We start from the raw sequence: 23998 nt of genomic DNA on the forward strand, positions 1-23998 counted from the left end.
CCGCGACCGGCTTAGCGGTTCAGTTCTTCTTTTTCAGCCTCGGTGCGCGGCAGCGAGCTGACGCCTTCCTTCGGGCCCTTGGAATCAGTGTCGTCCTTCAGGCCGTCCTTGAAGGCGCGAATGCCCTTGGCGGCGTCGCCCATGATGCCGGACAGCTTGCCGCGACCGCCGAACAGCAGAGCGACGACGACGATGACGATGGCCCAGTGCCAGATGCTCATGGAGCCCATGGCGTTACCTCCTCAAAGGGACCACGAACGCGGTCCCGTCCGACTGATTGTTGTGTGTCATATAGGCTGACTGATGGCGGCGCGCCAAGGGACGCTGTAGGCATCCCGCCATGAGTCTGGTCGATCACGTCATCATTCACACCGACGGCGCCTGCAAGGGTAATCCCGGCCCCGGCGGCTGGGGCGCCATTTTGCAGACCGGCGGCGGTCACGAGAAGGAATTGTGGGGCGGCGAGCCCAACACGACCAACAACCGCATGGAGCTGATGGCCGCCATCGCCGCGCTGGAAGCTCTGAAACGCCCCTGTCGCGTCGACCTGCATACCGACAGCAAATACGTCATGCAGGGCATCACCGAGTGGATACGGGGTTGGAAGGCGCGCGGCTGGAAGACCGCCGACAAGAAGCCGGTCAAGAACGACGACCTCTGGCGACGCCTGGACGAAGCTCGCAGCCGCCACGAGGTCAAGTGGCACTGGGTCAAGGGTCACGCCGGCCACGTCCTGAACGAACGGGCCGACGCCCTGGCGAATCGCGGCGTCGACGAGATGCGCCGCCGCTAAAGCTTCAGATCGCGCGCACCCGCAGGCGCGGGCCGTCGACCGATTCGACCACCACGCTTTCGCCGGCCAGGGGCGCCGCGCCCTCGATTTCGGCCGGCCATTCGGCCCCCGAGACGAAGACTCGGCCGCGACCGTCGACAAAGGCCTCGACGACCCGCGCCCGTTCACCGACCAGACGCAGGTCCCGATCGTTGATGTCGGGCTCGTCGACGGGGTTCACCCGCTTGATCAGACGGCGCGACAGGACCGTCGAGGCCACGGTCAGGGCGGCGAATATCCCGATCTCGACCGGCAGGCCCAGATTGGGCGCCAGGGCTGAGATCAGCGCCACGATCCCGGCAGAGACCGCAGGCCACAGCAGCCACTCGGTCGAGGCCGCCGCCTCGATGGCCAGCAGGACCACGCCCACCGCCAACCACAGCCAGAAAGGCTGGGCGGCGTAGAGGTTCAGAATCCAGTCCATGCCCTACTCCGTGGTCGGCACGGCGCCGCCGGGGCGTCGCGGCGCGGGGCGCGCCGGCGCAGCGGGTGCCGGGGCAGGACGAGCGACCGCACGCGTCTCCGTGCGGACATGTTGCTGTTCCTTGGCCAGACCGACCAGTTCGCCCAGACCGGCGATAGTGCCGACCAGACCACCCATCTCGGCGGGGACGATGACCGTCTTCTGCTGCGGGCTGCGGGCCAGTTCGGCGAAGGCTTCGACGTACTTCTGGGCCACGAAGTAGTTGATGGCGTTGACGTCGCCGCGGGCGATGGCTTCCGACACCATGGCGGTCGCCTTGGCCTCGGCCTCGGCTTCACGCTCGCGGGCCTCGGCGTCGCGGAAGGCGGCTTCGCGGCGGCCCTCGGCCTCCAGGATCGCCGCCTGCTTGGCGCCCTCGGCGCGAGCGATGGCGGCCTGCTTCTCGCCGTCCGCCTCGGTGATGACGGCGCGGCGTTCGCGTTCGGCCTTCATCTGACGCGCCATGGCGTTGGTGATATCGGTCGGCGGGGTCAGGTCCTTGATCTCGATGCGGTTGGCCTTGACGCCCCACGGCTCGGTCGCGGCGTCGATGACATGCAGCAGGCGGGTGTTGATGGCGTCGCGCTGTGACAGCACCTCGTCCAGCTCCATCGAGCCGACCACGGTCCGCAGGTTGGTCATGCACAGCTGGGCGATGGCGTAGGGCAGATCATCGACGCGATAGGCGGCGCGGGCGGCGTCCATCACCTGGATGAAGACGATGCCGTCCACCTTCACCATGGCGTTGTCCTTGGTGATGACCTCCTGGGTCGGGACGTCCAGCACCTGCTCCATCATGTTCATCCGCTTGCCGATGCGCTCGACGAACGGGGTCAGGATGCTGATGCCCGGCTTCAGCGTCTTGGTGTATTTGCCGAAGCGTTCCACCGTGAATTCACGGCCTTGCGGCACGATCTTGATGACACTGAACAGGAAGATGATCGCGAAGGCCGCGAACATCACAAAGAAGATAATCGAGAAATCCATAAGCCCCTCCGGTTAGGAGTGGAGCTTAACGGTCGCCCGGGCCCGACGCCAGAGAATCCGGTTCAACCAAGATGACAAGGCCGTCAGCGCGACGATCCGTCGCCATGGCGTGGGCCTCACGAAGGATGCGGCGCGTCTCGGACCAGTCGACCCGCTGCAGCGCCTCCTCCAGCGGAAGGAAGACAGCCTCCGCCGCGTCATCGCCCGCCACCGGCTGGCCGCAGGTCCAGACTGCGGCGTAGTCGATCAGCACATAATGCCGCCCCGCCTCAGGAAACAGGCCGTCCACCACGTCGATCAGGCCGATCAGTTCAGCCTCGACACCGGTCTCCTCACGCAGTTCGCGCAAAGCCGCGTCGGCCAGCCGTTCACCCGGCTCGATTCGCCCTCCCGGCAGACTCCATTCCCCCTGACGCGGCGGCGTGCCGCGACGGATCAGCAGGACTTCGTCGCCCTTGAGGCAGACCACGCCGACGGCCGGGGTCGGAATCATGTTTTCTCCGCAAACTGAGCCCTTGAAGGCAGGGTTTTGCGCTTCCACCACGCCGCGCCTTTTGCCACAAGGCGGATATGACCCTCCCCACGCCCGCCGCCCTCGAAGAGCTGAAATCCGCCCTGCCCGGTGCCTGGACCCAGGACGCCGACGACATGGCGCCCTGGCTGACCGAATGGCGCGGGCGGTGGACGGGCGAAACCCCCATCCTGTTACAGCCGCGCACGACCGAGGAAACGGCCAAGGCCGTCGAGGTCTGTGCCCGCCACGGCGTCGCCGTCGTGACCCAGGGCGGCGGCACCGGCCTGGTCGGCGGCCAGATCCCCTTCGGCGAAGTCCTTTTGTCCACGCGCAAGCTGCGGACCGTGCGCGACGTCACGCCGCTGGACGACGCCATGACGCTGGAGGCCGGCGTGACCCTGCTGGAGGCCCAGCAACTGGCCAAGGAGAAGGACCGCTTCTTCCCCCTCAGCCTGGCGGCGGAAGGTTCGGCCACCATCGGCGGCGTCATCTCGACCAACGCCGGCGGCACGGCCGTCCTGCGCTACGGCATGATGCGCGACCTGGTGCTGGGCATCGAAGCCGTCATGCCGGACGGTCAGGTCTTCAACGGCCTGAAGCGTCTGCGCAAGGACAACACCGGCTATGACCTGAAGCAGCTGTTCATCGGCGCCGAAGGCACCCTGGGCGTGGTCACGGCGGCGACGTTGAAGCTGTTTCCCATCATGCGCAGCCGCGCCACGGCCATTGTCGGCCTGGACAGCCACCACGCCGCCGTCGCCCTGCTGGCCCGCGCCAAGGCCGAGACCGGCGGCGGGGTCGAGGCCTTTGAGCTGATGAAGCGTCTCGGCATGGCTCTGGTGCTCAAGAACATTCCCGACACGCGCGAGCCGCTGGAGAGCACGCCCCCCTGGTACGTCCTGATCGAACTGACCTCGGGCGAGCCGGGCGGCGCCGATTCGGCCATGGAGCGCCTGCTGACCGGCGCCTTCGAGGAAGGTCTGATCAACGACGCCGCCATCGCCCAGAACGACGCTCAGAAGGCCGGCTTCTGGCGTCTGCGCGAGGAACACTCGGCGGCTCTCAAGCCCGAGGGCGGCGGCTGGAAGCACGACGTCTCGGTGCCGGTGTCCCAAATCGCCGACTTCATCGACGAGGCCACGGCGGCGGTCGAGAAGTTCCACCCCGGCTGCCGCGTTTCGGTCTTCGGCCACGTCGGCGATGGCAACCTTCACTATGATGTGATCCCGGGCGTCGGCGAAGACGTGCCCGCCTTCATCGCCCGCTGGATGGAAGGCTCCGAAGTCGTCCACGACGTCGTCGCCCGCTACAACGGCTCCATCTCGGCGGAACACGGCCTGGGCCGCCTGAAAACCGACGAGGCGCGCCGCTACAAGTCGCCGCTGGAGATCGCCACCATGCGGGCGATCCGCCAGGCCATCGACCCGCAGCGGATCATGAACCCGGCCGTCCTCTTCTAGGTCATATGACCGGATGTGACGCCGCCGACGGTTCAAATCGTCACGGAAGCGGCCTATGAGGCCCGCTTCCCGATGCTTCGGAGCCTGTGTCGCCTTGCTGATCGTCCTGTCCCCGGCCAAACGGCTGGACTTCACGCCCCCTGCCCTCGACGTGGCTTCGACGCCGCGTCGATGCGCCGAAGAGACGGCGGAACTGGCGAAAGTCACGAAGAAGCTGAGCCGCGCCGACCTGCGCCGCCTGATGTCGATCTCGGACGCCCTGGCTGACCTGAACTACGAGCGTTTCCAGTCCTTCGACAACGAGGCGACCGAAGGCGCGCTGCAGGCCGTCTTCGCCTTCGCCGGCGACGTCTATGACGGGCTGGACGCGCGCTCTCTGGTCCCGGCTGATCTGACCTGGGCGCAAGACCACCTGCGCATCCTGTCGGGCTTCTACGGCCTGCTGCGCCCGCTGGACGCCATCCAGCCCTATCGGCTGGAGATGGGCACGCGCCTGAAGACCCCGCGCGGCGCCAACCTGTACGACTTCTGGGGCGAGCGCATCTCGCTTCGCCTGAACGAAGACGCAGCCCCCCTGCCCGACCGGACTCTGGTGAACCTGGCCAGCCAGGAATATTTCGGCGCGGTCGACGCCAAGGCGCTGAAGCTGCCGGTCATCACGCCCCACTTCAAGGAGCGCAAGGACGGCGAGGCCCGCATCATCTCCTTCTTCGCCAAAAAGGCGCGCGGCGCCATGGCCCGCTACGCTATCGAGAACCGCATTGAGAAGGCGGAGGATCTCAAGGCCTTCGACCGCGACGGCTATCGCTTCGACAAGACGCTTTCGACCGACGCGGACTGGATATTCATCAGAGAAGGAAATTCCTGATCGCCAGATTGAACGACTGCGGTTAGGCTGCGTTGCAGCAAACTAATCCACGGGTTCTCTCTGCATGTTCGCCATGAACGATCTCAAGGGCCAGGTCGCCGTCGTCTCCGGCTCGACCTCCGGCATCGGCCTTGCGCTGGCGCGCGCCGTCGCTCAATGCGGCGGCGACGTGGTGCTGAACGGCCTGGGTGATCCGACGATCATCGAGCAGACCCGCGCCGATCTGGAGGCCGAAACGGGCGTTCGCGTCCTCTACCACCCCGCTGACATGACCCAGCCGAATCAGATCGCCGACATGGTCGCCATGGCGCATCGCGAACTGGGCCGCCTGGACATCCTGGTCAACAACGCCGGCATCCAGCACGTCGAAGCCGTCGAGAACTTCCCCGCCGACGCGTGGGAGAAGATCATTTCGATCAACCTGTCCTCGACCTTCTACGCCACCAAGGCGGCGATCCCGATCATGAAGGCCCAGGGGCGCGGCCGCATCGTCAACATCGCCTCGGCCCATGGTCTGGTCGCCAGCCCGTTCAAATCGGCCTATGTCGCCGCCAAGCACGGCGTGATCGGCTTCACCAAGACGGTGGCCCTAGAACTGGCCCAGCAGAACATCACCTGCAACGCCATCTGCCCCGGCTTCGTCGAGACCCCCATCGTCGCCAAGCAGATCGAGGATCAGGCCCGCACGCGCGGCATGACGCCCGAGGACGTGATGAAGAACGTCATCCTGGGCTCGCAGCCGACCAAGCGCTTTGTCACGACCGACGAACTGGCCGGCATCTTCCTCTATCTGGTGTCCGACCTGGGCGCTTCGGCCAACGGCTCGCACTATTCCGTCGATGGCGGCTGGACCGCTCAATAGCGATCCGAACCGGGGCGGATGATGGCCAAGTCGAAATCCCGCCCCGCCCGTCGCCCCATCTGCCTCGCGTTGCAAGGCGGCGGCTCGCACGGCGCCTTCCAGTGGGGCGTGCTGGATCGACTGCTTGAGGCCGACATCCTCGATATCCGCGCTGTCACCGCCGCCTCGGCGGGGGCGATGAACGCCGCGGCCCTGATCACCGGACTGGAACAGGGCGGCGCCGAGGGCGCACGCGTCGCCCTCGACAGGCTGTGGCGTGAGGTCAATCAGTCCGGTGGCCGAAACGTCTTCGGCGACAGCGCCATCTGGTCCAAGGCCCTGACGCCCGGCTGGCTCAAGGACAGCCCAATGTGGAAGGCGGGCGAGACGCTCGCCATGTCCATGAGCCCCTACGCCTTCAACCCCTTCAACCTGAACCCGTTGAAGCGCGTGCTGGAGACCGCCGTCAATTTCGACGCCATTCGGGCCTCCCAAATCCAGTTGATCGTCTCGACCACGGCGGTGCGCGCCGGGCGCTCGCGTCTGTTCCGCTCGGCCGAGATCACCCCTGACGTTCTGCTGGCCTCGGCCTGTCTGCCCCACCTCTTCCACGCGGTCGAGATCGAGGGCGAGCCCTATTGGGACGGCGGCTATCTGGCCAATCCAGCGCTGTGGCCGCTGTTCTACGCCGACACGCCTGACGACATCCTGCTGCTGCCGCTCAACCCCTTCATGCGTGACGAGGCGCCGCGTGAAGCGGGCGAGATCATGGATCGGCTGAACGAAATCCTGTTCAACGCGCCCCTGGTCGCCGAACTGCGCGCCGTCGCCTTCGTCCAGGACCTGATCGCCGACGGCAAACTCAGCCGTACTGAGGACCGCCATCGCGCCGTCCGCATGCACGCGATCGAAGCCGACGACTGGCTGGGCAGTCTGTCGCTGTCGACCAAGTTCGACACGGAATGGAGCTTCCTCAACGACCTGAAGTCGCGCGGGCGTCAGGCGGCTGAGCAATGGCTGAAGACCTGCGCGCCCCAGGTGGGGCAAGCCTCAAGCGTCGACCTGAAGGCCCGTTTCCTTTAGCCGACGAAGCCTGCCGCACGGCGCAATCGGTCATTGATCGCCTCGCCCAGACCCTTGTGCGGGATGGGCGACACGGCGATGCCCCCGGGCTTGGTCCGATCCGCCTCTCTCAGCAGACGGAACAGATTGGCCGCCGCCTCGCGCAGGTCGCCGCTCGGGCTCAGGCTCCAGCGCGGTTCTCCGACGCCAGGGCCGAAGCCCAGCAGGACTTCGCCTTCGTTCACCGCCTCGGCCTCGATCCGCACGGGGGCATCTGGGGCGTAGTGCAGGGCCAGGCGACCGGGCGAGCGATGCCCCTGCCCGTCTTCTTCCGCCAGCGGCCCGACCACGGCCTCAATCTCCTCGCGCGTCACCGATCCGGGACGCAGCAGGGCCACCCGACCGTCCAGCACTGAAACGACCGTGCTTTCCACCCCTACAGCGCAGGGCCCGCCGTCCACGGCGGCGCCGACCGCATGGCCGGTCTCTTCCAGCGCGTCGTCAAAAGTTGTCGGGCTGGGCCGTCCCGAGCGGTTGGCCGAGGGCGCGACGACAGCCCCGCCAAACGCCGCGATCACGGCGCGCGCGCGCGGATGACCCGGCACCCGCACAGCCACGCTGTCCAGCCCGGCGCGCGCCAGATCGCAGACCCGCTCGCGGTCCCGCACCGGCGCCACAATGGTCAGGGGGCCGGGCCAGAAGGCCTCGGCCAGGGCCCGAGCCCGGTCGTCGAACACCGCGATGGTCTCGGCGTCCAGGGCGTTGGCGACGTGCGCTATCAAGGGGTTGAAGCGCGGTCTTCCCTTGGCCTCGAAGATGCGCGCCACCGCCTGCGGGTTAGAGGCGTCCGCCGCCAGCCCATAGACCGTCTCGGTCGGCAGCATGACCAGCCGCCCGGTCTTCAACGCCTCGGCGGCGATTTCGGGGGTGTCGCCCTTCATGGCCGGCGCGGGATCAGGGGGATCATGCGGTGCAGCACATTGTCCCGGTTGATGAACTGGTGCTTCAGCGCGCCGACAACGTGCAGGGCGATCAGCAGATAGAGCAGCTTGGCCACCGCTCCGTGGACATCCATGAACTGACCGGCCGCTTCACGTCCGCCGCCGACCGGCAGCAGGGGCCATTGGAACAGGCCGAACCAGCTGATCTCGCGACCGGCGGCCGACGACGCCAGCCACCCGGTCAGCGGCATGGCCAGCAGCACGATGTAGAAGGCGATCTGGGTCGTCCGCGCCAGAATCCGCTCCCATCTCGGCATCTCGACCGGCAAGGCGATCAGCGGATTGGCCAGCCGCCAGCCGATTCGGCCCAAGGTCAGGACTAGGATGGTCAGGCCGACCGCCTTGTGGACCTGCACGAATTCGCGCGACAACGGCCCCTCGGTCGCGTCGTGAGCCATGATCAGCAGCACTTGGGCGACCACAGCCAGAGCGATGACCCAGTGCAGGATCAGCGACACGGTAGAGTAGCGATTGCGAGGTTCGGCCAAGGGTCTTTCCTTCCGCGACGGCACTAGGCCACAGAGTGGCGGAACCTCGACCAAAGTCCAAGCGCCCTTGCATCCTCGACGCCTCGGGCGTCAGAAGCAGTTTGAAGATTCTGGAGACCGCCATGAGCTACCGCGCCCCCGTCCGTGACCTCGCCTTCGCCCTGGAAGCCGTCGCCGGCATTGATCAGGTCGCCGCCACCGGCGCATTCGCCGACTACGACGCCGACGTCATGGGCGCGGTGCTGGAGGCCGCCGGCCAGTTCTCGGAACAGGTCCTGGCCCCGCTGAACCGTCCCGGCGACCTGGCGGGCGCCAAATACGCCAACGGCGCCGTCACCGCCGCCCCCGGCTTCGTCGACGCCTACAAACAATTCGCCGAAGGCGGCTGGACCGGCCTGACCGCCTCGGTCGAGGCCGGCGGCCAGGCTCTGCCCAAGGCGCTGGAACTGGCGGCCTATGAAACCGTCCACGCCGCCAACATGGCGTTCGGCCTTTGCCCCATGCTGTCCCTGGCCTCCATCGAGGCGCTGGAAGCCGTCGGCACCGAGCACCAGAAGACCACCTACCTGCCCAAGCTGGTCTCGGGTGAATGGACCGGGGCCATGGTGCTGACCGAGCCGCACGCCGGTTCGGATCTGGGCGCCCTGACCACCACGGCCACGCCGAACGGCGACGGCACCTATGCCCTGAATGGCCAGAAGATCTTCATCACCTGGGGCGACCACGACGCCACGGACAACATCGTCCACCTGGTGCTGGCTCGCCTGCCCGACGCCCCGGCCGGTCCCAAGGGCATCAGCCTGTTCCTGACGCCCAAGTTCGCCGTCAACGCCGACGGGTCGCTGGGCGAGCGCAACGCCTTCCACCCGGTCGGCGTCGAGCACAAGCTGGGCATCCACGCCTCCCCCACCTGCGTCATGTCCTATGAAGGCGCCCGCGCCGAACTGGTCGGCCGCCCGAACGAGGGCCTGGCCCACATGTTCGTCATGATGAACGCCGCCCGTCTGGCCGTCGGCGTCGAGGGCGTCGGCGTGGCGGAGCGCGCCTACCAGCACGCCCTGGCCTATGCTCTGGAACGCCGTCAGGGCCGCAGCGTCTGGACCGGCGAGAAGAACGCCCCGATCTTCGACCACCCCGACGTGCGCCGCACCCTGGGCGTGATGAAGGCCAAGATCGCCGCCGCCCGCGCCATCTGCCTGTCCACCGGCGTCGCCGCAGACCTGGCCAAGCACGCCGTCACCGAGGCCGAGCGCAAGCTGTGGAAAGGCCGCGAAGACCTGTTCACCCCCATCGCCAAGGCCTGGTCCACCGACGTCGGCTGCGAGGTCGCCTCCCTGGGCGTTCAGGTCCACGGCGGCATGGGCTTCATCGAGGAGACCGGCGCGGCCCAATACTACCGCGACGCGCGCATCACCCCCATCTACGAAGGCACCAACGGCATTCAGGCCATGGATCTGGTCGGCCGCAAGCTGTCGATGGACGGCGGCGATTCCGCCAAGGCCCTGATCGCCGACATGAAGGACACCTTGGCCCAGATCGATCGCCTCTATGTCGGCAAGCCGGTTGAGCGCTTCGCCACCGCCATCGAGGCCGTCGAGGACGCCACCCTGTGGCTGCTCGATCGAAAGGCCGCCGCGGACGGCGCCGCCGACGTTCTGGCCGGGGCCGACGCCTATCTGAAGCTGATGGGCGACGTGGTCGGCGGCTGGATGCTGGCCAAGGGCGCCCTGGCCGCCAAGGCGCGCCTCGACGCCGGAAACGGCGACCCCGTCTGGCTGCAAGGCAAGCTGGACCTCTACGAATTCTACGCCGCCAACGTGCTCGGCCACGTCTCCAGCCGCCTGGCCGCTGTCGGTCAGGGCGGCGACCTGCTGCAAGGCCTGAGCGTGGAAGCCCTGGCGGGCTAACGAGCAACTGTCGCCCCGGAAGGCGCCAAGCGCTTATCCGGGGCCGTAGGATGCGCTACGGCGCGGGGGCGGCCGCAGGCTGATCCAGCAGCGCGATCGCCTCGCGCACGTATTGGGCATGAGCGACGACGCCCAGTTCCAGGCCCTCGCCGCCGCCCTGAACCTCCTGCACCAACACGCCGGCGATATAGGGATGGTCGGGCGTCGGCGAGCCGGGCAGGCGATCGACCGCAGGGGTCCAGAAGACCGGCCCGCCCGAGTTGCCTTGCGACACCGCGAAATCCAGCAGGAAGATCGGGAAGTGCCGGATCGGCGTCAGCGGCCAGGAACTGATCCGACCCAGGCGCAGGATCGGGAAGCCCGCCTTGTTCGCCGACAGGCCGTGCGGATAGCCGAGCGCCATCAACTCGTCCCCCGGCCCGACGCGCCAACGGTCGAAAGTCGTGTCGTTCGCCAGCCAGCCCATCGGGATGGCGGCGCGGGCGAAGGCGTCGGGGGCGGTGATCTCCATGACCGCCACGTCACGCTCGGGGTGCTGGGTCCACAGCGGCGTTCCATCGGAGTCGCGGATCGTCAGGTTCGCCGGCGAGAACTTCCAGGCGCCGTCCGCCTCGGCGGTGCGCCAGCCGACGCGCGCTTCCCCGTTCGGCATCACGTTGAAGACATGCGCCGCCGTCACCAAAACGACCCGAGGCGTGCCGTCGGCCCGAGGCGCGGAAATCAGGAAGCCGGTGCCGACCTTGCGCGAACTTTCGTTCAGCGGCTGATCCAATTGCACCGTAGCGTTGATCATGCCGACGGTCAGGTCCCACGGGACGGGAGCGACGGCTGCGGGCGGTGCGGGTGGAACGTCCTGAGTGATCATTCCGCCATTTGACGCGGCCGGTTCACAGGCACAAGGTCCGCCCGAACCATAGGGGGAGCCCGCTTCATGAATCGCCGCGAACTGATCGCCTCGACCGCCGCCGTCGGCCTCGCCGCCGCCTCCCCTGCACTCGCCCGTTCGACTACCGGAGTCTCGATGTCCCTGCCCCAACCGCCCGTCGCCAAAAAGGTCCCCGTCCGTATCGAGCAACTGGGTCGCGTCCGCACCGACGACTATCAGTGGATGAAGGACGACAACTGGCAGGCCGTGCTGCGCGATCCGTCGCTGATCAAGGCCGACGTCAAGGAGCACCTGACCGCCGAGAACGCCTATCGCGAAGCCATGATGGCCTCGACCCTGCCGCTGCAGGCCGCGATGTTCGAGGAGATGAAGGGCCGCATCAAGGAGGACGACAGCTCCGTCCCCGCCGCCGACGGCGCCTGGGAGTACTACACAGAGTACCGCACCGGAGAGCAGCACCCGCGCTATATGCGGGTCGAGCGCCAGGGGACCTGGGTGGTCGACGGCCAGCCCGTGACCAGGAACTTCATCAAGGCCCCGACGCCTCAGCTCCTGCTGGACTGCAACGCCCTGGCCGAGGGCAAGGCCTACTCGGAAGTCTCGGCTGTCGAACACAGCCCCGACCACGCCCTGTTCGCCTATGCCGAGGACGCGCAAGGCTCCGAGGTCTTCAAGATCTACGTCAAGGATCTGGCCACCGGCGAGGTCCTGCCCAACCCCATCGAATCGGCGACCGAGAACTTCACCTTCTCGCCCGACAGCCAGTGGATCTTCTGGACCAACCGCGACGACAACGGACGACCGGACAAGATCTTCCGTCGCCCCGCGCGCGGCGGCGAGACCTCCCTTGTCTATGAGGAGACCGACGACGGCATGTTCCAGAGCGTCAGCCGCACCTCGGATGACGCCTTCATAGTCATCGGCATCGGCAATCAGGAAACCTCGGAGGGTCGCATCATCCCGGGCGCGACTCCGACCGCCACGCCCGTGGTGGTCGAGCCGCGTCATACCGGCCGTCTGTACGACCTGGACCACTGGGGCGACCGCTGGGTGATCCGCACCAACGCCGACGACGCCATCGATTTCAAGGTGGTCGAGGCGCCGACGGACGCTCCGGCCAAGGCCAATTGGAAAGACCTGATCCCGCACACGCCAGGCCGCTTCATCGAGGGCGTCGCCCTGGTGAAGGACTATCTGGGCCGTCAGGAGCGCGCCGACGCCAATACGAAGATCGTCATTCGCGATCGCGCCGGCGCCGAGCATGAGATCGCCGTGGACGAGCCCGCCTACGCCCTGTCGCTGGGCGGGGCGTCGGAGTTCGACACCACGGTCATGCGCTACGGCTACAACTCGCCGTCCACGCCGACCTCGACCTATGACTACGACCTGAAGACGCGCGAACGGACCCTGCGCAAGGTTCAGGAAGTGCCATCGGGCCACAACCCGGCCGACTATGTGGTCGAGCGGCTGAACGCCCCGGCCTCCGACGGCGAACTGGTTCCGGTGACGGTGCTGCGCCGCAAGGACACGCCGGTCGACGGAACGGCACCCCTGCTGCTCTACGGCTACGGCTCCTACGGCATCCCGATGGCGGCCAGCTTCTCAACCAACCGATTGTCGCTGGTGGATCGCGGCTTCATCTACGCCATCGCCCATATCCGCGGCGGTTCGGACAAGGGCTGGAACTGGTTCCTGACGGCCCGACGCTTCACCAAGAAGAACACCTTCACCGATTTTATCGCCGCCGCCGACCACCTGATCGCGCGCAACTACACCAAGGCCGGAAACATCGTGGCCGAGGGGCGCTCGGCGGGCGGCCTGCTGATGGGGGCCGTGACCAACATGCGGCCCGAGTTGTGGGCGGGCGTGATCGGCGGCGTGCCCTTCGTCGATGTCATCAACACCATGAGCGACACCAGCCTGCCGCTGACGCCGCCGGAATGGCCCGAGTGGGGCAACCCGATCGAGGACGCCGCGGCTTACGATTACATGCTCAGCTACAGCCCCTACGACCAGATCGAGGCCAAGCCCTATCCGGCCCTGCTGGCGACCGGCGGCCTGTCCGACCCGCGCGTTACCTACTGGGAGCCCGAGAAGTGGGTGGCCAAGCTGCGTCCGGCCTCGACCTCGGGCAAGCCGGTGCTGCTGAAGATCAACATGGAGGCGGGCCACTTCGCCTCGTCGGGCCGCTTCGACTATCTGAAGGACATCGCCCACGACTACGCCTTCGCCGTCTGGGCCGTCGAAAAGGGCTGGGAAAAGGCGTGATCATCCGGCCTTTCACGGAAGCCGATCTGGCCGCCGTCACGGCCATCTACGCTGACAGCGTGCTGAAGGGCACGGGGACGTTCGAGCTGGACGTCCCCTCGGAGGAGGACATGCGAGCGCGCCTGGCCGCGCCCGCTTCGCTCGGCCTGCCGGTGCTGACTGCCGAAATCGACGGTCAGGTCGCGGGCTACGCCTACGCCGGGCCTTATCGCCTGCGCGCCGCCTATCGCTTCCTGGTCGAGGACTCGATCTATGTGGCCGAGCCGTTTCGCGGGCGGGGCGTCGGCAAGGCCCTGCTCGACGCCCTGCTGAGCGCCTGCACGGCCCTGGGCATGCGTCAGATGGTGGCGGTGATCGGCGACAGCGCCAACGCCGGCTCCATCGCCCTGCACGCCGCAGCCGGCTTTGAGCACGTCGGCGTGTTCCACGCCGTCGGATGGAAGTTCGACGCCTGGCGTGACGTGGTCTTCATGCAAAAAGCCCTGGGCCGGGGTGCTGAGGCCGCACCGGATGCCGCGGGGCTGGATTGCGGCCGCTAACAGCTGAATTCTCAGCCAAATTCGACGACATCCTCACATTGCGCTTGACCGGATCATGAGTCGCCCTTATCCCGCCCTTCTCCTCCTCGCGGAGGAAACGCGGGTGTAGCTCAGTTGGTTAGAGTGCCGGCCTGTCACGCCGGAGGTCGCGGGTTCGAGCCCCGTCACTCGCGCCATTCCTTTCAGCGAAGGGAATGGCGCACACCATTCCCCAAATACCTTCCCCTTCAGGTTGATCGCCAAGGTTCCCTGGCTCTTTGCGTGCGCTTTTTCGGCGCGGCACGCGCTCCTCGCTTGACCGGAACGTGAGTCGCCCTTATTCGCCCTACTCCTCCTCGCGGAGGAAACGCGGGTGTAGCTCAGTTGGTTAGAGTGCCGGCCTGTCACGCCGGAGGTCGCGGGTTCGAGCCCCGTCACTCGCGCCATTCCTTTCAGCGAAGGGAATGGCGCACACCGCCTCTGCCGGGCCTCGTCTCTTCAATCGAAATACAAACGCCCTGCTCATCGCAGGTTTCGTGCCGTCGCTGCGCCGCTAATTCAGCGGCGCGATCTCTTGCGGCAAGACGAATTCCGGCCGACCGCTCAGTTCGCCGTAGAGCATCGACAGATCTTCAAAGACGCGGTTCCAGGCGAACTGCTCGACAGTCTTGACCCGCGCCGCATGGCCGAGGGCCTCTACGTCCCGCGCGAAAAGAGCCTCGATGGCCTCGGCATAGTCAGCAGGATCGGCCGAACGCGCCAATTGCCCCACGCTCATATCCACCGTCTCAGCCACGCCGCCGGCGTTAACGCCAACGACGGGGCGTCCGCAGGCCATGGCCTCCAGCACGATCAGACCGAAAGGCTCCTTGTCATTGGCGTGAACGAAGGCGTCGCAACTGGCGATGATCCGGGCCACGGCCTTGGGGTCCTTTTCATAGGGCAGAGAAATCACCCGGTCCTCTGGCGGCATGCCGGCGCCGGCGCCCACCAGCACCAGATGATAGGGCGCGCCGAGGCGTTGAACGGCGTCGATCAGGACATCGACGTTTTTTTCCTTGGCGGGACGGCCAGCGAAGCACAACAGGCGAGCGTCTGCGCCCAGACCCAATTTCTTCAACAGCCATTCGCGATCGCGGCGATCCGGTCGGAAAGTGTCGATCTCGACCCCTAGAGGCCGAATCACAATGCCCCCAACTCCCGCCTCCTCCAGCCGTCGCGCGATGAAGCGGCTAGGCGATACGACTCGATCGAACTGCGAAAACAGCTTGGCCCAGCGTTTCTCGACCGGCTTCTTCGCCCACTCGCCGAAGTGCAGCGCGGCGAGTCCAGCAGGATCGGAATGGCAGAAGCCGACAACCGGGCAACCGGCGCGTTGCCCGGCCTCGAGCGCGCCCTGTCCCGGCGTGTAAGGGTCGCCCGCTTCGATCACCGCAGGATTCATGGACGCCACCCAGGCTCCCCAGCGACGCACGGAACTGGGCCAGCGATATCCATCGCCAAAAGGCAGCTTCGCCGCATGCAGTTGAACGATTCCGTCTGCGCCGGCGCGGTGCTTGGCGCCAGGCACGACCAAAGTGTGCGCCACCGACGGCCGATTGGCCTCTAGCCAGGCCTTCTTTGACAACAGATATCGCTTCACTCCCCCTGAACGGGGCGCAAACAGCATGGTGGTGTCCACAAGACGAGGCCGAGGATCCGACGTCGACGCCTTCAAAACGCGCAGCGTCTCAGCGACTTCTTCGTCCAGGCCGGGGAACAGGCGTAGTTCGCTTTCCTGAACATCGATGTCGGTCACGCTCATGGAAGCGACCTTTCCGGAACTTAACGCCGCAACGCGACCGGTTCTGCTTTGGATGCGACGCGCGCGTTTGGAACTCACCATGAATCGGCCCTAGCGCCGGAAACTGCTCCGCTCAAGCATCCATTTCAGCCAGCCTGTCCGCGCGGCCATGAAACGTGAATTTTCATCCCCCGTTCAGCTTGGGCGCTTTACCCATGGCCTTGCATTCGCCTCAAATTCGAGAAACTTGGGGCATGGTGTCGTCGAGCCTGTTAAACGGGCGTTCGGCGTCCTTGCGCGTGTGTCCTCGAGGGGTTTCTAACTAATGCGTATTCTACTCGCGACCGCAGTGGCGATCGCCCCCCTGATGGTTGCTGCCGGCGCCCACGCCGAGGAAGTGATCTCGACCGCACGCACCACGCCGATCACGACCTCCAAGGCGACGGCGGCCGGAACTCCCGACAGCATTCGCTTGGCCAGCGGCGGTTCGATCGCCGTCACCAGCGGCGCAGCCGTGACCATCGATTCGAGCCACGGCGTCGATCTGGACAGCGGCTCGTCGATCACGATGGCCAAGGCAGCGGACGGCGCGACCGGCATCCTGGCCCAGGGCGGTACGACCGGTCCGATCACCATCGGCGGCTCGATCTCGATTTCGGACGACATCGACGAATACAAGGACACCGATAAGGACGGCGACCCGGACGGTCCTTTCGCCTCAGGCAACAACCGCTATGGCCTGCGTGTTACGGGCCCCGCCCCCAAGACCGGAGACATTCTGGTCGAGACCTCGGGCTCTATCCTCGTCGAAGGCAACAACTCGTACGGCGTTTCCATCGAAGCGCCCCTGATCGGCAATCTCACCAACTTCGGCACCATCTCGGTCACCGGCGACAATACGCGCGGCGTCAGCGTGACGGGGCCCGTCACCGGCAATGTGAACATCCTGGGCTCCGTGACAGCCCGTGGCGAGAACGCCGTCGGCGTGGCCGTTGACGGCCCGGTCGATGGACGTCTCAACATTCAAGGGACCGTAACCTCCACCGGCTACCGCTACACCACGCGTCCCCAGAGCAAGCCCACGACCGGTACGGTGCCGGCTGAAGTCCTGTTCCTCGAGAACCTCGATGCCGACGACCTTCTGCAGGGCGGACCGGCCGTCAGCATCTCGGCCAGCGCCACTAAGGGCGTCCTCTTCGACGTGGGCCCCAGCTATGGTGCCGCCGGCATCGAGGGCGACGATGACGGCGACGGCGTGAAGAACGGCGATGAGGACGACGACGGCGACGGCGTTAAGAACCGCGAGGACACGGATCGCGACGGCGACGGCTTGCTCGACGCCAACGAGGGCGCCGCCAAGATCACGTCGTACGGCGCCGCACCGGCTGTCGTTGTGGGATCCGCGAACAACGCAGTGACGCTCGGCGTGGCCGGGACCGGCAACAACGCCTACGGCTTCGTCAATCGCGGCGAGATCTTCGGCATCGGCGTCTATGACGACGTCGCCGCCACGGCGGTCCAGTTCGGCGTCGCGGGCGGTCAGACGGTCTCCATTGAGGGCGGCGTTCGTAACGAAGGCTCGATCGCGGTTCTGGCCAACGAGGCTGACGCCACCGCCATCCGTTTCGCCGCCGGCGCGACGACGCCGACCATGGTCAACACCGGCACCATCAGCGCGGCCTCCGCCACTGCCAACGCGGATCAGGTCACCGCCATCAAGATCGAAGCCGGCGCCAACGTCGCCTCACTCAACAATGACGGCACGATCGCGGCCACGGCGGGCGGCGGCAAGGCCAATACGACCGCAATCGCGGATCTCAGCGGCAGCCTGACCTCCATCACCAACACCCGGTCCATCCAGGCCAATGTTTCGGCTAACGCCGACGGCAGCCCCATCACCGGCAAGGCGACGGCCATTGACGTCAGCGCCAACACTTCGGGCGTCACCTTCACCCAGAAAGGCATTGCTGGAACCGCCACGACCTCCGATCCCGACACCGACGGCGACGGCGTGACGGATTCGCGAGAGCCCACCACCTTCGGCGACATCAAGCTTGGCTCGGGCGCAGACGTCCTGGACATCCAGAATGGCCTGGTCCAGGGCGATATCTCGTTCGGCGCCGGCGCTGACCGCCTGTCTATCTCCGGCGGAGCTATCGTCCGCGGGGCCATCACCAACTCCGACGGGCAACTGGATATCGACATTTCCAAGGGCACGCTCGACGCTCGTCAGAGCGGCGTGACGACCATCAGCAACCTGAATATCGGCGCCGACGGCGACCTGATCGTCGCCCTTGATCCCGCCAATGGCGCGAGCAGCGGCTTCAAGGTTGATGGCGTCGCCAATATCGCCAACGGCGCGGGGCTGGGCGTTCGCTTCAACTCCCTGCTTCAAGATCCGACGCGTTTCACCATCATCGACGCCAACACGCTGAATGTTGGAACCATTGACGGCGATGCGGTGCAGGCCAACTCGCCCTACGCCTTCGTGGTCAAGGCCGGTGCTGACCTGGCGGCCGGCGACATCTATATCGATGCGCGTCGCCGCACAGCGGAAGAAGCTGGCATGATCGACGTCGAGGCTGCGGCCTATGACTCGATCTATGGCGCGCTGGGCCAGAACGAAGCGATTCGCAACGCCATCCTGAACCAGACGGGCCGGGACGGCTTCTTCGACATCTATGAGCAGATGCTGCCCGATCACTCCGGCGGCCCCCTGCTCTCCCTGGCCAGCGGCGTCGATGCCGTCACCCGCGCCCTGACCGGCCGCAACGCTTCGGCTGCGCCCGGCGAGACCAGCGCCTGGGTCCAGGAAATCAACTTCTACGCCGACAAGGACAAGACCGACTCCTACGGCTTCCGTTCGGAAGGCTTCGGCGTCGCCGGCGGCGTCGAGCGCGGCACCAATATGGGCGCGATCGGCCTCACGGCAGCTTTCACGTCTTCCGACCTGGAAGATCCTGAAGCGGCGGCGGAAGAGGTCCTGTCGGCCAACCTGCTCGAGTTGGGCCTCTACTGGCGCGCTCAAGGCCAGTACTGGACGACATGGGCGCGTGCAGCGGGCGGCTACGCCTCGTTCAACGCGACCCGCAAGCTGGTCGCCGACGGCATCAACCTGAAGAACGAGTCCGACTGGCACGGCTTTACTCTGGCCGCTGCCGGCGGGGCCTCGTATGAACGCAACTTCGGTCGCCTGAACATCCGCCCCGAAATCTACGGCGAGTACTTCTCGCTGAGCGAAGACGCTCGCACTGAAAAGGGCGGCGGGGACGGCTTCGACCTCGAGATTGACGAACGCGACGGCCATATGTTCTCTGGCGTCGCCGCCGTGAACATTGGGTACGGCTTCGGCAAGGACGGCTGGATCCGCCCCGAAATCCGGGCTGGCTGGCGTCAGAACTTCTCGGTCGATGCAGGCTCGACCATCGCCCGCTTCGCCTCCGGCGGCGACGCCTTCACGCTCGACCCCGCCAGCATCGAGGGCGGCGGCCCCATCCTGGGCTTCCGCCTCAACGTCGGCAACGATCTGGGCATGCTCTCCATCACCGGCGACGCCGAACTGCTGGAAGACTACGTCCGCTACACCCTGCTGCTGCGAGCCAGCTTCAAGTTCTGATCGGCTCCCGATCACGGACTGCAAAAAGGCCGCCGGGCGAACCCGGCGGCCTTTTTTTGTGATGCGACAGCGACGCGGTTCGATCAGCCGCGCTGACGAAGCCATGCCATGAAGAGGTTCAAAAAGACTCCGCCCGACGACATCCGAACGCGACGAGCGTGGCGGCCCTTCCCGCGATAGACCTCAAAGCCCGCTCGACCGATCGACATGCAAGCCTCCTGACGCATGATTCCGCGCGCCATTGTGCCCCAAGGGGCCTCGGAAGACACCAGCTGATCGTCAAGGACTGGAGCGAGCCTCCGTCCCCTGCGCGCTTCCGCCGGGCGCCCTACGTCGAAGCGGCCGTCTCTTCGGCGAGCCGGCCATCCAGCCCCAGACTGAAGCGCTTCAGCTGGACGACATCGAACGGCTTGGCCAAGAGGGTCGAGACCCGCATCAACGCCGCATCCGCCCTGTCCGCCGTCAAGGTCATGACAATGAAGCCCTTGGCCGACTGGTCGCAGAAGACGACCTCGTCGTTGGCCTGCATGAGCGCGGCCCCTAGCGGGAAGCCGCCGATGGCGTCGCCGATCGAGGGGCTGGAGACAGCGCTGGTCCCGAATTCGATCGCGCGACGGGCGCCGCTCGCATCCTTCAGCTCATTGACCCAGAAGGCGTGGCTGTCGCCTGCCAGGACGATGGGCTGGACCCCCGCCTCGGCAAAGGCGGCGTAGAGGCGCTCGCGTCCCGCCGGATAGCCGTCCCAGGCGTCCAAATTGAACGGCAAACCCATCTTGAACAGGAAGAGGGCCTGCTCGAACTGCTCGCGGAAAGCCTCCGGCACGCGCGCCATCAAGCCTTCGATCTGATCCGGCGTCATGGTGCGCGATACGTCGGGGCCGGCCACGCGGGCGGTCACGACCTGATTGCCGAGCACCTGCCAGGGACGGCCCGCCGCCTTGGAGGCCGCCAGTTCGCGCGTCAGCCAGGCGCGTTGTTCCGACCCTATCAGATCGCGCGCGGGGTCATTGAGCTTGGCCCGGAAAGCATCGAGGTCCAGCACGGGTTCGCCGTCAGGGCCCTCCTTGACGGTCAGATCCCTGCTGTAATCCAGAGCCTCGGTTCGACCCGTCAGCCGTGTCTCAACCATCATCAGGCTGGCCACATCACCGAAATGGAAGCTGCGATAGATGGCCTCCTTCAGCGCCCCCGGCGCCGCCTCGCGGATCGGCATCCACTCATAGTAGGCCTTCAGCGCGGCGGCCTTGCGCACCGCGAAGTCGCCTTCGGTCTCAGGCTGGTGATTCTCGGCGCCGTGCAGCCAGGCGTCATTGGCTGTCTCATGGTCGTCCCACACGCAGATGAAGGGGGCGCGTGCGTGGGCGGCCTGCAGGTCGGCGTCGGTCTTGTACTGGGCGTGACGGCTCCGATAGTCGGCCAGGGTCACAATCTCGTGGAGGGGCTCCGGGATGCGGTTCAGCGCGGCGCCCGTGACCATGCCATAGGCGTCTGCTTCGGCCCCGTATTCGTAGATATAGTCACCCAGATGGACCACGGCGTCCAGCGACGGCAGGGCGGCGATGGCCTCATAGACGTTAAACAGGCCGCCCGGATAAAGCTGGCACGACACGACCGCCAGATTGACCGGCGTCACGCCCTCGGCCGCCAGGGTGCGGGTGCGGCCCGTCGGCGAACGCGTTTCGCCCACGACGAAGTCGTAACGATAGTCCCGGCCGGGACGCAGACCCGCGGCATCAATCTTGACCGTATAGTCGCGCTCAGGACCGGTCTCGAAGCGGCCTGAAGCCGCTACGGCTTCACCATCCAGAACGCGCCAGGTCACGGAGATTTGGCCGTTGAAGCCCTCCCCCGGCGTCACGCGCGTCCACAGAATCACCCGGTCCGTCCCGGGATCGCCTGAGGCGACGCCGTGAGCGAAAGCGACCGAAGCCGCCTCCGCCATCGCCGGCGTCGCGCCGATGGCCGCTCCAGCCCCGAACAGGCCCAGAAGGCCGCGACGGTTCATGGTCATGCGTCTGGCCCTCAGTAGCGAACGGTGAAGGCCACGCCGTAGCTGGCGGGGCGCCCGGCGATGAAGGTCGGCAGGCCGAGCGCATCGCCCGTATTGCCCGCGTCCTTGATGTATTCCTCGTCCAGCAGGTTTTCGCCGAAGGCCTCCACGCCCCAGTTTCCGGACGCCGGGGCGTAGCGGACCCGCAGGTTCAGCAAGCCATAGCTGTCCTGATATTCGTCCTGGACCAGGTCAGCGACGAAGTTCTGGGTCTGCAGGGCCGGGATGTCGTTGTTGTCGTCGAAGAAGACCTTGGACTGCCAGGTCCAGGTCGGCTGGACCTCGACCATGCCGCCCGCGACCGGCAGACGCCAGATTGCGCCAATCGAGGCCATGTTGTCAGGCGACAGACGGAAACGGTTGCCGTCATAGAGGCCCGCTTCAAAGCGCGAGTGGTTGTAGCCGTAGGTGCCGAACAGATCGACGTTCTCGGCGGCGGCCCAGAAGACCTGCCCCTCGAAGCCATAGGCGCTGGCCTCGCCCGCATTGGTGGTGATGAAGCGGGTGCCTTCCTGAACCGTGGTCTGGAAGTTGTCATAGGCGTAGTGGAAGACCGCGCCGTCCAGACGCAGACGACCATCCATCAGCGCCGCCTTGGCGCCGATTTCGAAGCTGTCGACCGTCTCCGCCTCAATGACCTTGAACGTCGGCGCGCCCAGCGGCGCCGAGGGGCCGCTGACGCTCAGCACCTCGGGGCGACGGCCCCGCGCATAGTTGGCATAGACGCTCGTGTCGTCCGACAAGGCGTAGCGGGCGGTCAGACGCCAGGTGAAGCCGTCGTCCTTGTGATCCCCATAAACGAAGTCGCCGTTGTTGGCGGTCGGCTGGGCCGTCAGGCCAAAGAGCGGCAGGACCGAGGCAGGCAGGTTGACTGCATTGGGATTGGCTAGACCGCCCAGCAGGGCCGGAACCTGGGCTGCCGGGACCGCGCCCTGCAGCACCGCCAGCAGACCCCCGGCGATGGACCGGCCGTTGGCGACCGAACTGGCGTAGCCCGTGGTCTTGTCGTCGCGGGTGTAGCGAACCCCGCCCGCGAACTCGAGCCGGTCGGTGGCCTTGAACGTCAGATCAGCGAACAGGTCATAGGAGGTCAGTTCGGCGCTGTTGATCGGGATCTCGATGTGCGCCGACTTCAGGTTCGCCGCGATCGGCGCGGCCAAGGCCCCGGCGCCCAGCGGCGTCAGCGTCGCCTGAAGGAACTGGCGCGCCACCGTCGGATAGGCCGAAACCGGCAGGGTGTTGTGACCGACCGCCGTGGGCGAGCCGTCCAGCAGTCCGGCCAGTTGGGCCAGGGCAATGCGCTCGTCGAACTGGGTCGGGGTGCGCTGATAGCCCTCCTCGCGGAACCAGCCGGCGCCGACGAAGCCCGACAGGCGCCCGCCATTGTCCCAGTTCAGTCGGAACTCCTGGCTCCATTGCTCGCCTGAGGCCTCCTCCGCCGCCGTCAGCAGCGGCAGCGACAAACCGTCAGCGTCGAAGGTCTCGTAGGAGTCAAACTGGCGATAGGCCGTGGTCGAGTTCAGCGACAGCGACGGCGTCAGAGTCCATTTCACCAGACCCGTCACGCCCCAAACTTCGCGGTCCAGACCCAGGCTCTTTCCGCCGTCGAAGGCAGCGCCCGGCGTCAGGGCCGCGCCGTCCCAGGGCGCCCGCCCGCCCAGAACCGCACCCGTCGTCGGGTCGGCCGCATCATAGGCGATGGACTTGAACGAGGTGCCGCTGGCGGCGTCGGTCTGATAGTTGGCGATCAGGTCGGCCCGCAGATTATCTGTAGGCGTCCAGGCGCCCGACAGGCGGAAGGCCTTGGTCTCTATGCCATTGTAGTCCTCACCCCCCAGAAGGTTCTCGACCGAGCCGTCGCGGGTCTTCATCCGCGTGGCCAGACGCAGGGCCGCATCCTCGCCCACTGGCGCGTTCACGAAACCCTCGACCGAGCGGTTGCCGTAGTCGCCGATCTCGGCGCGCATCTCAGCGTCGAACTGCCCCGGACGGGCGCGGTTCTGCACCAGATTGACCGCCCCGATCAGGGCGCCGCGACCATAGAGGGTCGATTGCGGTCCCTTGGCGATCTCGACCCGCTCCAGATCGAACAACTCGACATAGGAACCGCGCGACTTGGAGATCGACACACCGTCCTGGAACACCGAAACGCGCGGCTCGGCCGTGGCCGCGCCCGAGTCCGAGGTGATGCCCCGCATGACGAAGCCCGGATTATTCGGCGACTGGTTCTGCACCAGGAAGCCGGGCACGAAGGCCGACAGCTGTTCGAACTCCTGCACGCCCAGGTTCTCTAGGAACTGACCGCTATAGGCCGTCAGGGCGAAGGGAACCTCGATCGGGTCCTGAGCTCGCAGCTGGGCGGTGACGATGACGTCGTCCACCGTCGAGACATGGTCCGGGGCCACGCTCTGGGCCTGGGCCGCGCCGCCCGCCATCAGACCCAGCATCGCCGCG

General features: G+C 66.5%; 19 protein-coding genes and 2 tRNA genes. 11 read left to right on the plus strand and 10 right to left on the minus strand.

The window, feature by feature from the left end:
- Window positions 1-11: 11 nt before the first annotated feature.
- On the minus strand, window positions 12-230 hold the full coding sequence (locus tag ACI2KI_RS02525) for a twin-arginine translocase TatA/TatE family subunit (RefSeq protein WP_404617458.1): 219 nt from the start codon (window positions 228-230) through the stop codon (window positions 12-14).
- A 110-nt stretch (window positions 231-340) separates the two neighbouring features.
- Between ACI2KI_RS02525 and rnhA the strand changes: the two genes are divergently transcribed.
- The gene (gene rnhA, locus ACI2KI_RS02530) at window positions 341-793 is read left to right on the plus strand and encodes a ribonuclease HI (protein ID WP_300202158.1); all 453 of its coding nucleotides are present in this window, start codon (window positions 341-343) and stop codon (window positions 791-793) included.
- Between the two features lie 4 nt (window positions 794-797).
- Here rnhA and ACI2KI_RS02535 read toward each other — a convergent pair whose 3' ends face one another.
- The 3 genes from ACI2KI_RS02535 to ACI2KI_RS02545 are packed head-to-tail and all read right to left on the minus strand — an operon-like array spanning window position 798 to window position 2775.
- Entirely contained in the window at window positions 798-1256 is a 459-nt protein-coding gene (locus tag ACI2KI_RS02535) for an NfeD family protein (protein WP_404617461.1), read from the minus strand.
- Window positions 1257-1259: 3 nt separating this feature from the next.
- A complete protein-coding gene (locus ACI2KI_RS02540) occupies window positions 1260-2282 on the minus strand; it encodes an SPFH domain-containing protein (protein WP_292082854.1) in 1023 nt (340 codons plus the stop codon).
- A gap of 25 nt (window positions 2283-2307) precedes the next feature.
- Window positions 2308-2775, minus strand: a complete 468-nt coding sequence (locus tag ACI2KI_RS02545) for an NUDIX hydrolase (protein ID WP_404617463.1) — start codon at window positions 2773-2775, stop codon at window positions 2308-2310.
- Window positions 2776-2852: 77 nt separating this feature from the next.
- Here ACI2KI_RS02545 and ACI2KI_RS02550 point away from each other — a divergent pair, with 77 nt between their 5' ends.
- The 4 genes from ACI2KI_RS02550 (at window position 2853) to ACI2KI_RS02565 (ending at window position 7048) form a co-directional block, all read left to right on the plus strand.
- A complete protein-coding gene (locus tag ACI2KI_RS02550) occupies window positions 2853-4256 on the plus strand; it encodes an FAD-binding oxidoreductase (RefSeq protein WP_404617465.1) in 1404 nt (467 codons plus the stop codon).
- 94 nt (window positions 4257-4350) lie between these two features.
- Window positions 4351-5124 (plus strand): peroxide stress protein YaaA, encoded by a 774-nt coding sequence (yaaA, locus tag ACI2KI_RS02555; protein ID WP_404617467.1) that lies wholly within the window; start codon window positions 4351-4353, stop codon window positions 5122-5124.
- Window positions 5125-5188: 64 nt separating this feature from the next.
- On the plus strand, window positions 5189-5986 hold the full coding sequence (locus ACI2KI_RS02560) for a 3-hydroxybutyrate dehydrogenase (protein ID WP_404617469.1): 798 nt from the start codon (window positions 5189-5191) through the stop codon (window positions 5984-5986).
- Window positions 5987-6007: 21 nt separating this feature from the next.
- A complete protein-coding gene (locus ACI2KI_RS02565) occupies window positions 6008-7048 on the plus strand; it encodes a patatin-like phospholipase family protein (RefSeq protein ID WP_404617471.1) in 1041 nt (346 codons plus the stop codon).
- On the opposite strand, the gene ACI2KI_RS02570 is transcribed toward ACI2KI_RS02565, so the two are convergent.
- Together ACI2KI_RS02570 and ACI2KI_RS02575 are read right to left on the minus strand one after the other, a co-directional pair.
- Window positions 7045-7968, minus strand: a complete 924-nt coding sequence (locus tag ACI2KI_RS02570; RefSeq protein ID WP_404617473.1) for an L-threonylcarbamoyladenylate synthase — start codon at window positions 7966-7968, stop codon at window positions 7045-7047. The two genes, ACI2KI_RS02565 and ACI2KI_RS02570, sit on opposite strands and share 4 nt — an antisense overlap.
- Window positions 7965-8516, minus strand: coding sequence for a cytochrome b (locus ACI2KI_RS02575; RefSeq protein WP_404617475.1), 552 nt, complete (start codon window positions 8514-8516; stop codon window positions 7965-7967). The genes ACI2KI_RS02570 and ACI2KI_RS02575 overlap by 4 nt, the downstream gene beginning before the upstream one ends.
- A 122-nt stretch (window positions 8517-8638) precedes the next feature.
- On the opposite strand from ACI2KI_RS02575, the gene ACI2KI_RS02580 reads away from it, so the two are divergent.
- Window positions 8639-10423 carry an acyl-CoA dehydrogenase gene (locus ACI2KI_RS02580; RefSeq protein ID WP_404617477.1) on the plus strand — a complete coding sequence of 595 codons (1785 nt, stop codon included), beginning with the start codon at window positions 8639-8641 and terminating at the stop codon, window positions 10421-10423.
- A gap of 55 nt (window positions 10424-10478) precedes the next feature.
- On the opposite strand, the gene ACI2KI_RS02585 is transcribed toward ACI2KI_RS02580, so the two are convergent.
- Window positions 10479-11288, minus strand: coding sequence for a trypsin-like serine peptidase (locus ACI2KI_RS02585; RefSeq protein ID WP_404617479.1), 810 nt, complete (start codon window positions 11286-11288; stop codon window positions 10479-10481).
- A gap of 66 nt (window positions 11289-11354) precedes the next feature.
- Between ACI2KI_RS02585 and ACI2KI_RS02590 the strand changes: the two genes are divergently transcribed.
- From ACI2KI_RS02590 to ACI2KI_RS02605, 4 genes are all read left to right on the plus strand, one after another.
- Entirely contained in the window at window positions 11355-13577 is a 2223-nt protein-coding gene (locus ACI2KI_RS02590; protein WP_404617481.1) for a S9 family peptidase, read from the plus strand.
- Window positions 13574-14116, plus strand: coding sequence for a GNAT family N-acetyltransferase (locus ACI2KI_RS02595; protein WP_404617483.1), 543 nt, complete (start codon window positions 13574-13576; stop codon window positions 14114-14116). Before ACI2KI_RS02590 ends, ACI2KI_RS02595 begins: the two co-directional genes overlap by 4 nt.
- Before the next feature lie 99 nt (window positions 14117-14215).
- A tRNA-Asp gene (locus ACI2KI_RS02600) sits at window positions 14216-14292 on the plus strand.
- A 172-nt stretch (window positions 14293-14464) separates the two neighbouring features.
- Window positions 14465-14541: transfer RNA gene (locus ACI2KI_RS02605), tRNA-Asp, on the plus strand.
- 107 nt (window positions 14542-14648) lie between these two features.
- On the opposite strand, the gene ACI2KI_RS02610 is transcribed toward ACI2KI_RS02605, so the two are convergent.
- Entirely contained in the window at window positions 14649-15899 is a 1251-nt protein-coding gene (locus tag ACI2KI_RS02610) for a glycosyltransferase (protein WP_404617485.1), read from the minus strand.
- A gap of 304 nt (window positions 15900-16203) precedes the next feature.
- Here ACI2KI_RS02610 and ACI2KI_RS02615 point away from each other — a divergent pair, with 304 nt between their 5' ends.
- Window positions 16204-19494: an autotransporter domain-containing protein gene (locus tag ACI2KI_RS02615; RefSeq protein WP_404617487.1), complete on the plus strand. Its 3291-nt coding sequence runs from the start codon at window positions 16204-16206 to the stop codon at window positions 19492-19494.
- A gap of 328 nt (window positions 19495-19822) precedes the next feature.
- Here ACI2KI_RS02615 and ACI2KI_RS02620 read toward each other — a convergent pair whose 3' ends face one another.
- Window positions 19823-21505 carry an alkaline phosphatase D family protein gene (locus tag ACI2KI_RS02620; protein WP_404617489.1) on the minus strand — a complete coding sequence of 561 codons (1683 nt, stop codon included), beginning with the start codon at window positions 21503-21505 and terminating at the stop codon, window positions 19823-19825.
- An 11-nt stretch (window positions 21506-21516) separates the two neighbouring features.
- A complete protein-coding gene (locus ACI2KI_RS02625; RefSeq protein ID WP_404618917.1) occupies window positions 21517-23991 on the minus strand; it encodes a TonB-dependent receptor in 2475 nt (824 codons plus the stop codon).
- Between the last annotated feature and the right edge of the window lie 7 nt (window positions 23992-23998).

This window comes from Brevundimonas sp. NPDC046655 (genome assembly GCF_044901625.1).
Classification (GTDB): Bacteria; Pseudomonadota; Alphaproteobacteria; order Caulobacterales; family Caulobacteraceae; genus Brevundimonas.

Bases quoted from the DNA above. Each gene is read 5' to 3' on its own strand.
- ACI2KI_RS02590 (WP_404617481.1), top strand. From the start codon at position 11,355: ATGAATCGCCGCGAACTGATCGCCTCGACCGCCGCCGTCGGCCTCGCC.
- ACI2KI_RS02525 (WP_404617458.1), bottom strand. From the start codon at position 230: ATGGGCTCCATGAGCATCTGGCACTGGGCCATCGTCATCGTCGTCGTC.
- ACI2KI_RS02550 (WP_404617465.1), top strand. From the start codon at position 2,853: ATGACCCTCCCCACGCCCGCCGCCCTCGAAGAGCTGAAATCCGCCCTG.
- ACI2KI_RS02580 (WP_404617477.1), top strand. From the start codon at position 8,639: ATGAGCTACCGCGCCCCCGTCCGTGACCTCGCCTTCGCCCTGGAAGCC.
- ACI2KI_RS02585 (WP_404617479.1), bottom strand. From the start codon at position 11,288: ATGATCACTCAGGACGTTCCACCCGCACCGCCCGCAGCCGTCGCTCCC.
- ACI2KI_RS02620 (WP_404617489.1), bottom strand. From the start codon at position 21,505: ATGACCATGAACCGTCGCGGCCTTCTGGGCCTGTTCGGGGCTGGAGCG.
- ACI2KI_RS02615 (WP_404617487.1), top strand. From the start codon at position 16,204: ATGCGTATTCTACTCGCGACCGCAGTGGCGATCGCCCCCCTGATGGTT.
- ACI2KI_RS02560 (WP_404617469.1), top strand. From the start codon at position 5,189: ATGTTCGCCATGAACGATCTCAAGGGCCAGGTCGCCGTCGTCTCCGGC.
- ACI2KI_RS02625 (WP_404618917.1), bottom strand. From the start codon at position 23,991: ATGCTGGGTCTGATGGCGGGCGGCGCGGCCCAGGCCCAGAGCGTGGCC.
- ACI2KI_RS02545 (WP_404617463.1), bottom strand. From the start codon at position 2,775: ATGATTCCGACCCCGGCCGTCGGCGTGGTCTGCCTCAAGGGCGACGAA.
- rnhA (WP_300202158.1), top strand. From the start codon at position 341: ATGAGTCTGGTCGATCACGTCATCATTCACACCGACGGCGCCTGCAAG.
- ACI2KI_RS02570 (WP_404617473.1), bottom strand. From the start codon at position 7,968: ATGAAGGGCGACACCCCCGAAATCGCCGCCGAGGCGTTGAAGACCGGG.
- ACI2KI_RS02540 (WP_292082854.1), bottom strand. From the start codon at position 2,282: ATGGATTTCTCGATTATCTTCTTTGTGATGTTCGCGGCCTTCGCGATC.
- ACI2KI_RS02565 (WP_404617471.1), top strand. From the start codon at position 6,008: ATGGCCAAGTCGAAATCCCGCCCCGCCCGTCGCCCCATCTGCCTCGCG.
- ACI2KI_RS02610 (WP_404617485.1), bottom strand. From the start codon at position 15,899: ATGAGCGTGACCGACATCGATGTTCAGGAAAGCGAACTACGCCTGTTC.
- ACI2KI_RS02535 (WP_404617461.1), bottom strand. From the start codon at position 1,256: ATGGACTGGATTCTGAACCTCTACGCCGCCCAGCCTTTCTGGCTGTGG.